The following is a 13,061-nucleotide window of genomic DNA, read 5'->3' as shown; positions in this document are numbered from 1 at the left end:
GGCCTCATCCCCGGTTGCTCGTGCGCTCGTGCACCCGCTCCAGGTGCGCGTCCATGCGCCGCGCGACGTCCCGCACCGAGGGCTCGCGCAGGAGCGTCACGTGCGTGGCCGGTAGCACCTCCACGGAGATGGGCCCGTGCGTCACCTCGCGCCAGAGCGCTTCCCAACGAGGCTCGAGCCCTTCCCCTGGCTGGCCGGCGCGGAGGCTCAGCACGGGCGCATGGATGCGTCCCCGGGGCTCGTAGCGCGCGAACGCGTTGGCGAGCGCGGCGGAGGTCGCGATGAGCGCTCGCACCGTGGAGACGGTGGCACTCGCCGGGGCAACATTCACCCGCTTCATCTCGGCGAGCACCGCCGCCTGCTGCTCCTCTGGACTCAGGCGCGAGAGCGTCTCGCGCAGCCCGGGAATGGGCGCCTCGCCCCGCTCCTCGCGGTACTGGTTGATCCACACATCCAGCAGCTCCGTCTCGGCTGTCTCCGGGGCGACCTCCTTGCTCACGAGCTGCGGCGCCGAGCCGTCGAGGTCCACCAGCAGCGCTACCTCCTCTCCGGACTCCTCCAGCCGCCGGGCGAGCTCGAAGGCGATGGGCACTCCCGCGGAGAAGCCTCCCAGGAGGTAGGGGCCATGGGGCCGCACCTCGCGGAGGCCCTCGAGGTAGAGCGAGACCATGTCCTCGATGCGCTCCAGCGGCCGCTGGCCCTCGTCCAGACCGATGGCCTGCAGGCCGTAGACGGGCTGGAGGCGGGCCAGGTGGCGGACCGTCCGCGCATACCCCAGGACGCGGCCGTTCGCCGGGTGCACCAGGAACAGCGGTGCGCGGTCCGGCTGTCCCCGCTGGAGCAGCACGCACGGCGACCAGCGGGCGGTGGTGTCCGCTTCCCCCAGGTGCTCGGCGAGCTGCGCGACCGTCGGGTGCTGGAGCAGCGCGGAGAGTGGCAGCGTGCGGCCCAGCTCTCGCTCCATCCGCGCGAGCACCCGCATCATCAACAGCGAGTGTCCGCCGATCTCGAAGAAGTTGTCGTCCACTCCGACGGCCTGCACTCCCAGCACGTCCTCCCAGATGCGAGCCAGCATCACCTCGAGGGTGCTGCGCGGCGCGGTGTAGCCCTCCTCGGGCATGCCCGTCTCCGGGGCCGGAAGGGCCTTGCGATCCACCTTGCCGTTGGCGTTGAGCGCGAGCCCGTCCACGATGACGAACCGGGCAGGCACCATGTACGCGGGCAGCCGCTGCTCCAGGAGCGCGCGCAGTGAGGCCGGCGTGGGCCTCGGCTCCTCGGCCTCGGGCACCACGTAGGCGGCGAGGTAGCGCTCCCCACGCGCGTCGTACCGGTCCACCACCACGGCCTGCCTCACGCGCGGGCAGGCACTGACGGCCGCTTCCACTTCGCCCAGCTCGATGCGGAAGCCGCGAATCTTCACCTGATGGTCGAGCCGGCCGCAGAACTCCAGGCTCCCATCGCGCAGCCACTTCGCGCGGTCTCCGGTGCGGTAGAGACGCTCGCCGCCGCTCGTGCCGAAGGGGTTGGGGATGAACCGCTCCGCCGTCAGCTCCGGCCGGTGCGCATAGCCTCGCGTCACGCCCGCGCCGCCGATGTATAGGTCTCCCGGCACGCCCACGGGCACGGGCGCGAGCTCACCGTCGAGCACGTAGACGCGGACATTGTCGATGGGTGTTCCGATGGGCGGCAGCCGCTCCTCGCGGGCGCGCTCCCGTCCTCGCGGGCCGTAGAGCGTAGTGGTCACCGTGGCCTCGGTGGGCCCGTACGTGTTGCACCAGGCTACCCGCTCGCCCACTGCGCCGTTCCATTGCGCGAGCGCCCGGGGCTGCACCGCCTCGCCCGCGACGGCGACCAGCCGGAGGCTCTCGGGCAGCACCGCCTCACCTCGCGCCAGTGCATCGCTCCAGACGTGCCACCACGCGGTGGGGACCTCGGCCACCGTCACCCGCTGCCGCTCGAGCAGCTGTGTGAAGGCGGCCAGCGAGTCCGGCACGTGCCACGGCATGAGCACCACGGCCGCTCCGCTGAACCACGTGGGGAACAGCTCCTCCACCGAGCCGTCGAACGAGAGGGAGAAGAACTGGAGGAAGCGGTCCTCCGCTCGCAGCTCGAACGCGCGTACCACCGCGGTGCAGTGGTTCACCACCCCGCGGTGCTGCACGAGCACCCCCTTGGGCCGGCCCGTCGAGCCGGACGTGAAGATGACATACGCGAGGTTGTCCGGGCCGGCACCGCTCTCCGGCGCGTGCTCCGGCTCCGTGGCGAGCGTCTCGTCGTCCAGGAAGACGCGCGTGGCCCCGTGCGCCGGAAGGTGTCCCTCGAGCCTCCGCTGCGTGAGCAGGAGCGAGAGCCGCGAGTCCTCCACCAATACGCCCAGCCGCTCGGGCGGATACGACGGATCCAACGGCACATAGGCGGCGCCCGCCTTCAGGATGCCGAGCAGGCCGATGACCATCTCCAGCGAGCGCTCGGCGCACAGGCCCACGAGGACCTCGGGACCCGCGCCCCGCTCGCGCAGACGCCAGGCCACCTGGTTGGCCCTCCGGTCCAGCTCCGCGTACGTGAGCGACGTCTCCTGGAACACCGCCGCCGTGGCACCGGGCGTGCGGGCCACCTGCGCGGCGAACAGCTCGTGCAGGCTCGTCCCCGAGGGGAAGTCGTGGGACGGGCCACTCCACTCGACGAGCAGCTTCCGCCGCTCCTCGTCACTGAGCAGCGGCAGCGTGGCGATGCGCGCACCGGGCCGCTTAGCGAGTCCCTCGAGCAGCCGCTGCCAGTGCTCCATCATCCGCGTAACGGTGGGGGCCTCGAAGAGCTCGGTGCTGAAGGTGAACGTGCCTCCGAGCCCTCCGTCCCTGTCGGGGTGCAGGGTGATGACCAGCTCCGCCTGAGTCGTGTCGGGCTCCACCGAGACGGTACCGACGGACAGCCCCGGCAGCTCGAGCCCGGACTCCGGGAGGTTCTGGAGCATGAAGGCCACGGGCGTGAACGGCGCGCGGCTCGGGTCTCGGGCCGGAGCGAGCGTCTGGACGAGCTTGTCGAAGGGCACCGCCTGGTGCTCGTAGGCCGCGAGGCAGCTCTCGCGCACCCGCCGCAGCACCTCGGGGAAGGTGGGGTCCCCCGAGAGGTCCGCCCGGAGGATGAGCGTGTTGAGGAACGGGCCGACGAGCTTCTCGAATTCGGGGATGACGCGGCCCGCAACGGGCGTGGAGACCGCCACGTCCTCCTGCCCGCAGTACCTCCCGAGCAGGACGGAGAACGCGGAGAGGAGCACCATGAAGAGCGAGGCCTCTTCCTTCCGGGCAATCGCCTCGAGCGCCGCCGTCGTCTCGCGGGAGATGCGCAGCGGCAGGGTCGCGCCCTTCCAGCCGAGCACCGCCGGCCGGGGGAGATCCGCCGGGAGCTCCAGGGGTGTGAGGCCCTCGAGCCGCTGCTTCCAGAAGGCGAGCAAGTCCTCCAATCGCTCGCCCTGGAGGTCCCGCCGCTGCCAGGCCGCGTAGTCGGCGTAGCGCAGGGGCAGGGGAGGGAGCGCGGCGGGCTGGCCCGTGGCGTGCGCCCGGTAGAGGACTCCCAGCTCGGAGGCGACGAGCCCGGCCGACCACCCGTCGCAGATGGCGTGGTGCAGCACCAGCAGGAGGACGTGCCGCTCCGGGGCGAGCCGGATCAGCTCCGCGCGCAGCAGCGGGCCCTGGGACAGTTCGAAGGGCCGGTGCATCTCCCGCGCGAGGACGCGCTCCAGCGCCAACCGCCGGTCGGACTCCTCCTGGCCGGAGAGGTCCTCCACGCTCGGGGCGAACGGAGCCGCCGGCAGCAGCTTCGGGCGGGGGAGTCCTCCCTCGGTCACGAAGACGGTCCGGAGGGGCTCGTGGCGCTCGCGCAACCCGACGAGTGCGGCCGTGAGCGTCGGCACGTCCAGCGGCCCGTCGAGCCGCCAGGCCAGGGGAATGTTGTACGCGGGGCTCTCCGGCTCCATCTGCTGCAGGAACCAGAGCTGCTCCTGCGCGAAGGAGAGCGGCAGCTCCGTGGCCGCCGTGATGGGTTGAATGGGCTCGACGCGCGCCTGCCCGCCGAGCAGCTCCGCCTGCTGCGCGATGGTGGAGGCCTCGAAAACAGCGCGCAGGCCCAGCTCCACCCCGAGCACCGAGCGCACACGCGACACCAGCCGTGTCGCGAGCAGCGAGTGTCCTCCGAGCGAGAAGAAGTCATCGTGGATGCCCACGCGCTCGACGTGGAGCAGCTCCGCCCAGAGGCCGACGAGTACCTCCTCGGTGCGGTTGCGGGGCGCGGCGTACTCCCGGGCCGCGAGCGCGCTGGCGTCCGGCGCCGGCAGCGCCTTGCGATCCACCTTGCCGTTGACCGTCAGCGGCAGCGCCGGCAGCACGACGTACGCCGCCGGGACCATGTACTCGGGGAGCTTCTCCTCGGAGTACGCGCGCAGCTCGCTCACGCTCGGCACGGGCTCGCCCGGGGCCACGTAGGCCACCAGGCGTTTGTCTCCGGGGACGTCCTCGCGCACCACCACCGCGGCTTCCTTTACCCCCGGGTGCGCCCGCAGCACCGCCTCCACCTCGCCGGGCTCCACGCGGTAGCCGCGCAGCTTCACCTGCGTGTCCCGCCGCCCGAGGAACTCCAGCACCCCGTCCTTCCTCCACCTCGCCTGGTCCCCCGTCCGGTACAGCCGCGCTCCCGGCTCTCCGCCAAATGGGTCCGGGATGAAGCGCTCCGCCGTCAGGGCAGGATTGACGAGGTACCCGCGCGCGAGCCCGTCCCCACCGATGTACAGCTCTCCCGTCACCCCCACCGGCACCGGCTGCATCCCCGCGTCGAGGATGTACACGCTCGTGTTCCCGATGGGCCCGCCGATGGGCACCGCCTCGCCCACCTGCTCCGGCCGCGTCATGCGGTGGCAGCTCGTGAACGTGGTGCTCTCCGTGGGCCCGTAGCACGCCGTCACCGGGCACCCCAGCTCCTCCAGCACCCGCCGCACGTGCGGCGCCGACACCACGTCGCCTCCCGTCAGCAGCTGATGCAGCCCCCGCAGGGACTCGATGTTGGCCTCCACCATCTGCGTGAAGAGTCCCGCCGTCAGGTGCAGCGTCGTCACTCCGTGCCGCTTCAACACCTCTTCCAGCTCCCGCACGTCCCCGGGCGCCTGCGGCGGGTACACCACCAGCCGCCCGCCGTTCAGCAGGCAGCCCCAGACCTCCAGCGTCGACGCGTCGAACGAGATGGGGGCAATCAGCAGGAACGTCTCGCGCTCGCTCAGCTCCGCGTAGTCCACGCCCCTCACCAGCCGCGCCACCGTGTAGTGCTCGATGCACACGCCCTTCGGCCTGCCCGTCGAGCCCGAGGTGAAGTCGATGTACGCGAGGTTCCTCGGGCCCGCGCCGCTCTGGAGTGCCTCCACCGGCTCGCTCGCGACAGGCGCCTCCTCGATGAAGAGCACCTCCATGCCCTCCACCGGCAACTGGCCCACCAGGGCCCGTGTCGTCACCAGCACCCGGGGCCGGGCGTCCTCCAACATCATCGTCAGGCGCTCGCGCGGATACGCCGGGTCCAACGGCACGTAGGCCCCGCCCGCCTTCAGGATGCCCAGCAGCGAGACGATCAGCTCCACCGACCGCTCCAGGCACAACCCCACGCGCTCGTCCGGCCCCACGCCCATGCGCCGCAGCAGGTGCGCGAGCTGGTTGGCCCGCTCGTCGAGCCGCCGGTACGTCAGCGTCTCCTCGCCGAACTCCACCGCCACCGCGTCCGGCCCGCGCGCCGCCTCCTGCTCGAAGAGCTCGTGGATGCACGACTGCTTCGGGAAGGGCACCCGCGTGTCGTTCCACTCCACCAGCACGCGCCGCCGCTCGGCCTCGGTGAGCAGGCAGACAGTGGAGAGCGGGGCCTCGGGTTTGCCCGCCAAGGCCTCGACGAGCACGCGGAAGTGCTCCGCCATCCGCTCCATCAGCTCCGCGTCGAAGAGCGCCGCGTCATAGGTGAGCGCGCCCTGGAGCCCCTCGGGCGTCTCGGTCAGGCGCAGGGCCAGCTCGAACTTGGCGTGCTCCGACGTTGTTTCTCGCGGCTCGACGCGCACGCCGGGCAGCTCCAGGCCGATATCGGGGGGCGTCGTGTCGAGCGCGATGCTCACCCGGGCCAGCGGCTGGCGCGACGGGTCTCTCGAGGTCGAGGACCCGAGCACCTCGACGAGCCTCTCGAACGGAGCCTCCTGGTGCGCGAAGGCCTCCAGGCACGTCTCGCGCACGCGCCTGAGCAGCTCTGAGAACGCCGGGTCCCCCGCGAGGTTCATGCGCAGCACCACGGTGTTGACGAAGAACCCGATGATGCCCTCCAGCTCGGGCAGCTCCCGGCCCGCTACCGGCACCGTGAGGGCGAAGTCCTCCTGCTGCGCGTAACGGCCGAGCAGTGTCGCGAACACCGCGGTGAGGCTCATGAAGAGCGTCGTGCCCTCGCGCCGTGAGAGGGCCCGGAGGCTGTCGCTCAGTGGCCTCGGGAGGTGCACCGGCACGGAGACGGCTCGGGAGCTCCCGTTCCTCGGGCGCTGCTGGCGGAGCGGAAGGTCGATGGGCTCGAGCCCTCGCAGGCGCTCCCGCCAGTAGCCGAGCAGCGTGTCGAAGCCAGGACCTTCGAGGCGGCGGCGCTGCCACGCCGCGTAGTCGGCATACCGGAAGGGCAGGGACGGCAGCGCGGGCGCCGTGCCCTTCGTGAAGGCCGAGTAGAGCGCCGACAGCTCCCGCAGGAGCACGGGCAGCGACCAGCCGTCCACCGCGATGTGATGCACGTTCAGGTACAGCGCGTGCTCCTCCGGCCCGAAGCGGAACAGCGTCGCTCGGAAGGGCAGCTCGGTGGCCAGGTCGAAGGGGCGCTCTCCTCCTTGCCGCGCCAGCAGGTCGAGCAGGGCGGCTCGCTCCGGCCCGGACAGGGTGGGGCTCTCCCCCCGGACCAGGTGGAAGGACTCCACCGGGGCGAGGTACCCCACCGGGCGGCCCTCGTGCTCGCGGAACAGCGTGCGCAGGCAGTCGTGGCGCTCGATCAGCGTCCTCAGGGCCCGCTCCAGCGCCGCCTCGTCGAGCCCTCCCGAGAGCCGGAAGAGCACCGGGACGTCATAGGTGGACACCCCCGGCTCCCAGCGGTGCAGGAACCACAGCCGCTCCTGCGCGAAGGAGACGGGCAGCGACTCTTCCCGTGGGAGCGCCGTGAGTGGCGGCGTTTCGAGGCGATGGCCCGCGCGCAGGGCGTCCGTGACGGCGGCGGAGAAGCCCGCCAGCGTGGGCGCCTCGAACAGGCGCGGGATGGGGAGGTCCACTCCCAACAACTGCCGGACGCGCGCGATGATCTGCGCGGCCAGCAGCGAGTGCCCTCCGAGCGCGAAGAAGTCGCTCTCCAGGCCGAGCCGCTCGACCTTGAAGAGCCCGGCCCAGATGCCCGCCACCACCTCCTCGATGGGCGTGCGCGGGGCGAGGAGGGTGCTCTCGTTCAGATGCGCCGAGACGTCCGGCGCGGGCAGGGCCCGGCGGTCCAGCTTGCCGTTCTGGTTGAGTGGCAGCACCGCCAGCGGCACGAAGAACGCCGGGACCATGTAGTCGGGCAGGGTCTTCTTCAGGAAGGCGCGCAGGTCCGAGGTGGGGAAGCCAGGGGACTCGATACCCTCACCCCGTCCCTCTCCCGGAGGGCGAGGGGTATTGGGCACGACGTAGGCCACGAGCCGCTTGTCTCCCGGCGTGTCCTCTCGCACCACCACCGCGGCTTCGCGCACGGACTCGTGCTGCTGGATGGCTGTTTCGATCTCTCCCAGCTCGATTCGGAAGCCGCGGATCTTCACCTGGAGATCGATTCGGCCGAGGTACTCGAGGTCCCCCTCCGGCAACCAGCGCGCCCGATCTCCCGTTTTGTAGAGCCGGGAATGCGGCTCGCTCGAGAACGGGTCCGGCAGGAAGCGCTCCGCCGTCAGCGCCGGCCGCTCCAGATAGCCTCGCGAGACGCCCGCGCCTCCCACGTGGATTTCCCCGGCCACTCCCGTGGGCACCGGTTGCAGGTGCTCGTCCAACACGTAGATGGACAGGTCGGGGATTTGACGGCCCGTGACGCTCGACCAGGCACGCTCCAGGTCCGCACGGCCCACCGGCCGGTAGGTGACGTGCACCGTCGTCTCGGTGATGCCGTACATGTTCACGAGCTGGGGCCGCTCGTCGCCGTGCCGCTCCCACCACGGCCGGAGCGCTCCGATATCGAGCGCCTCGCCTCCAAAGATGACGTAGCGCAGCGCGAGCCGGGCGCGCTCGGCCTCATCGAATGACTCCTCCGCCCGCATCAACTGGCGGAACGCCGAGGGCGTCTGGTTGAGCACCGTCACGCGCTCGTCGAGCAGCAGCCGGTAGAAGTCCTCCGGCGAGCGGCTCACCCAGTAGGGCACCACCACCGTGCGCCCGCCGTAGAGCAGCGCTCCCCAGATTTCCCACACCGAGAAGTCGAAGGCATACGAGTGGAACACCGTCCACACGTCCTCCGGGCCGAACCGGTACCACGCCTGCGTGGCCTCGAAGAGCCGCACCACGTTGTGGTGGGTGACCCGCGCGCCCTTCGGTTTGCCCGTCGAGCCCGAGGTGTAGATGACATACGCGAGGCCCTGGGGCCCTCCCTCCCGGGGAAGTTTCCCGGCCGGCGCCGCGGCGAGCTCCGCCGCGTCCGCGTCGAGCCGCAGCACCTGGAGGCCCGCCGTGGGCACGAGGCCCGCGTGGCGCTCCTGCGTGACGAGCACGGGCGCACGCGAGTCCTCCAGCATGAAGGCGAGCCGCTCCCTCGGATAGTCCGGATCCAACGGCAGGTAGGCGCCTCCCGCCTTGAGGATGCCGAGGATGCCGACGACGGTGTCCAGCGAGCGCTCGACGCACAGGCCCACCAGCACCTCGGGCCCCACGCCCCGCTGGCGCAGCGCGTGGGCGAGCTGGTTCGCCCGCGTGTCGAGCTCGCGATAGGTGAGCGAGCGGCCCTCGCACGAGACCGCCAGTGCCTCGGGTGTCTGGTCCGCCCGGGCCTCGAAGAGCTCATGCACACAGGCGTGCGCGGGGTACGTCTGCGTGGCCGCGCCCCACTCGGTGAGGATGCGCCGCCGCTCCGGCTCGGCCAGCAGGGGCAGCCGTTCCACGGGGCACGAGGGATTCGCGGCGAGGCCCTCCAGCAGCGTCTGGAAGTGGCCCACCATCCGCTCGGCGGTGCTCGCGTCGAAGAGGTCCGCGTTGTACTCGAGGAACCCTTCAATCCGTCCCCGCACCTCGCCCAGCGTCAGGAAGAGCTCCGCGCGGGAGACGGGCCGGTGGAGGATGAATTCCTCGTCCTTCAGCCCCTCGGCGAGCGCCAGGCGCGCCTCGGGGGTGTTCTGCCAGGTGAAGCGCGCCTGCGCGAGCGGCGGGCGGCTCATGTCCCTCACGCGCGCGAGCCGCTCCACGAGCAGCTCGAAGGGCATGTCCTGGTGCGCGAGGGCCTCGGTGCTCACCCGGCGCGCCTGCTCGAGCAGCTTCGAGAACGGCGGGTTGCCCGACAGGTCCAACCGCAGCACGAGCGTGTTGACGAAGAAGCCGATGAGGGACTCGAGCTCCTCCTGCGTCCGGCCCGCCGTGGCCGAGCCGATGGCGATGTCCCGCTGTCCGCTGTAGCGGCGCAGCAACACGGCGAACGCGGACAGGAGCGTCACGAAGAGGGTGCTGCCCTCCTGGCGCGAGAGCCCGCGAAGGCGCTCGGACAGCGCCTCGGAGAGGACGACCGGCACGGCGCCGCCGCGGAACGTCTGCACCGCCGGGCGCGGCCTGTCCACCGGTAGCTCCAGCGGCTCGAGCCCCCGCAGCCGCTCCTCCCACCACGCGTGCAGGGACTCCAGCGTCTCGCCCGTGAGCAGCTCCTGCTGCCAGAGGGCGAAGTCCGCGTACTGCAGGGGCAGGGGCTCCAGCGTGGCGGGGCGCTGGCTCGCGAAGCCCTGGTACAGGGTGCGCAGCTCGCGCGCGAGCACGCCCATGGACCAGCCGTCGGTGACGATGTGGTGCGCGGTGAGGAGGAAGAGGTGCCGCCCGGGCCCCAGGCGCAGCACGAGCGCACGCAGCAGCGGCGCGCGCGTCAGCTCGAAGGGCGCCTGCACCTCGGACTGGGCGAGCCGGCGCGCTTCCTCCTCGCGCAGCGAGGGCTCCACTGTCTCGAGGTCCACCTGCCGCAGCAGGAAGGGCACCTCGTCGGCGAGGTGCTGGTAGGGCGTCCCGTCCTCGGCTTCCCGGAAGCAGGTGCGGAGGATTTCATGCCGCCGCGGCAGCTCGGCGAGCGCCTTCTCCAGGGCGCCGGTATCGAGCGGCCCCACGAGCCGCCACGACGAGGCCATGTTGTAGACGGAGTTCTCCGGCTGGATCCGTGAGAAGAGCCACAACCCCCGCTGCGCGAAGGAGAGGGGAAGCCGCTCGTCCCCGTCCTGGAGCGGAGCGGTCGAGGTGTCCTTCTTCGTCGTCTCGTTCATGGCGGTGGCGTGACGGGCGGGGCTGGGGAGCGCACCGCGGACCCGGCTTCGTTTCACCCGGAGTGGGCCCGTGTTGGTGCGCCCGCGGTTCCTGTGTTGTAGTTGTATTCGGGTTCTAACATATTGAGAACAGAGGCCTGTGGGTGGATGGAGGCACGCGCGTGAGGCAGTCGCGCCTGAGCGGGATGCGGGGCTTCACGGCCATCTGGCTGGGCCAGCTCGTGTCCGTGCTGGCCACGCAGATGACGGCCTTTGGCGTGACGCTCTGGGCCTACGAGAAGACGGGCAGTGCCACGGCGCTCGGGCTGACCCAGGTCTTCTACATGACGCCCTTCCTGCTCATCTCCCCGCTGGCCGGCGCGCTGGTGGACCGTCACGATCGCAAGCGGATGATGATGGTGAGCGACCTGGGAGCGGGCCTGGGGACGGTGGCGCTGCTGGTACTTCAAGCGCTCGGCCGCCTGGAGCTCTGGCACCTCTACGCGGCCAACGCGGTGATGGGCACGTTCCAGGCCTTCCAGTGGCCGGCGTACTCGGCCGCCATCACCACCCTGGTGCCCAAGGCACAGTACGGCCGGGCCAACGGGATGATGTCGCTGGTGGAAGTGGGGCCGGGCATCCTCGCGCCGCTGCTCGCCGGGGCCCTGCTGTCCTTCATCGGGCTCACCGGGATTCTCGTCACCGACGTCGTCACCTTCGTGCTGGCCGTGGGCGTGTTGCTGCTCGTGCACGTGCCGGACCCCGAGGCCACCGGGGAAGGACAGCGGGCGCGGGGCGCGCTGTGGCGGGAGTCGCTCCACGGGTTCCGCTACATCCTCGAGCGGCCGGGCCTGTTGGGGCTGCAGCTCGTCTTCTTCGGCGGCAACCTGATGTACAGCCTGGGCTTCACCGTGCTCGCGCCGATGATTCTCGAGCGCACGCACCACGACGAGCTCGTCTTCGGCACGGCGCAGTCGGTGGGGGCGGTGGGCGGAGTGGTGGGGGGCGTGTTGATGAGCGCCTGGGGAGGGCCGAAGCGCCGGGTGCACGGGGTGCTGCTGGGCTGGGTGCTCTCGGGAGTGCTGGGGCAGGCGCTGCTCGGGCTGGGACAGGGGCTGCCCGTGTGGGCCGTGGGGATGTTCCTGGGCGGAGTGTTGGGCCCGGTGGTCAATGGCTCCAACCAGGCGCTGTGGCAGGCCAAGGTGATGCCGGACGTGCAGGGGAGGGTGTTCGCCACGAGGCGGTTCATCGCCGCGCTCACCGTGCCGCTGGCGCCGCTCCTCGCGGGCCCGCTGACGGATCGGGTGCTGGAGCCCGGGATGCGCGAGGGCGGCGCGCTGGCGGGAGTGTTCGGCCGGTGGGTGGGCACGGGCCCGGGCGCGGGCATGGCGTTGCTCTTCGTCCTGAGTGGACTGCTCGCGGCGCTGGTGGGCGCGGCGGGCTACCTGTTCCCCGCGCTGCGCGGCGTGGAGGAACTGCTGCCCGACCATGATGCCGTACCGGAGCGAGCCGGTGCGGCGGTGGAGCCCGGCGCGGCGTAGGCGGGTCCGTGGGTGCACCGGACGGCTTGAGGCCTATCCTCCAGGGTGTTCTACCTGGGGAAAGGCCGCTGTCATGGCGAAGAGCTTGTTGGGCCTGGCCGTGCTGCCCGAGAGTCTGGCTACACTTGCCTGAGCGCCCGCCAGCTGTTTGCGCTCCGGCCTGTGCCTCCTCTCCCCTTTCGTAGTAACCGTGCGATCCCCTGAACGCAGTCTCCACCTCTCGAAAGGAACATCGCCATGTCGAAGGTTGTCGCAATCATGTCCATGTCGCTCGACGGCTACGTCGCCGACCTCAACGATGGCGTGGCCGAAGTGTTCGACTGGTACTTCACCTCGGGGGACGTCGAAATCCAGACCGGAGGGTCGGACCCCATGACGTTCAAGGTGTCCGGGCCGAGCGCCGAGCACCTTCGCGAGCTCACGTCCGGACTTGGTGCCATGCTCACCGGCCGACGCACTTTCGACGTCGCCCAGGGCTGGGGCGGAAATCACGCTTGGGGTCCCGCATTCGTCCTGACCCACCACATCCCCGCCGGATGGCCGCGACCCAACTCGACTGTCCACTTCGTGACCGACGGCATCGAAAGCGCCGTGAACCAGGCCAAAGCCGCCGCCGCCGGGAAGTCCGTTGGGGTCCACGGCGCTGACACCATCCAGCAGTGCCTGAATGCTGGCCTCCTCGACGAAATCCACGTCGACATCGCGGCGGTTCTTCTTGGCTCCGGAGTTCGACTCTTTGACCACCTCTCCGGCATGCCAGCCGTCCTTGGCAACCCGACGGTGATCCCGGGCGTCGGCGTTACACACCTGCGCTACCCAGTACGCAAGGCGTAGTCCTACCCTCATCGTCGAGTCAGACGATTCGTGAGCTGAGGTGGAGCTTTCAGCGTGGCAAGCGTCGGCCATTGCTCCCGGCGCCCTTGGCTTTGTCGTGGTGGGCACTGAGATGGAACTGGGGCAACTCACCTGCCCCTGTACCCTCAAGCTGTGGGAAGCGCAGGGCCCCCGCACCGTCACCCTCGGGAACGTCACCTTCCCGG

Annotated in this window: 3 protein-coding genes; 2 read left to right on the top strand and 1 reads right to left on the bottom strand. The window is 70.9% G+C overall.

Annotated features, from left to right (window positions below; translation table 11 throughout):
• Nucleotides 1-4 precede the first annotated feature (4 nt).
• On the bottom strand, nucleotides 5-10,501 hold the full coding sequence (locus tag ACJ8AN_RS32785) for an amino acid adenylation domain-containing protein (RefSeq protein ID WP_407759482.1): 10,497 nt from the start codon (nucleotides 10,499-10,501) through the stop codon (nucleotides 5-7).
• A gap of 161 nt (nucleotides 10,502-10,662) precedes the next feature.
• On the opposite strand from ACJ8AN_RS32785, the gene ACJ8AN_RS32780 reads away from it, so the two are divergent.
• Both ACJ8AN_RS32780 and ACJ8AN_RS32775 read left to right on the top strand, forming a co-directional pair.
• Entirely contained in the window at nucleotides 10,663-12,021 is a 1,359-nt protein-coding gene (locus ACJ8AN_RS32780; protein WP_407759481.1) for an MFS transporter, read from the top strand.
• A gap of 237 nt (nucleotides 12,022-12,258) precedes the next feature.
• Nucleotides 12,259-12,855 (top strand): dihydrofolate reductase family protein, encoded by a 597-nt coding sequence (locus ACJ8AN_RS32775; RefSeq protein ID WP_407759480.1) that lies wholly within the window; start codon nucleotides 12,259-12,261, stop codon nucleotides 12,853-12,855.
• The last annotated feature ends 206 nt before the right edge of the window (nucleotides 12,856-13,061 follow it).

Origin of the sequence: Archangium sp. (genome assembly GCF_045802675.1) — a bacterium.
Lineage (GTDB): Bacteria > Myxococcota > Myxococcia > Myxococcales > Myxococcaceae > Archangium.
Note: the sequence above shows the minus strand (reverse complement) of the source record. Positions and strands in the feature narration are given on the sequence as shown.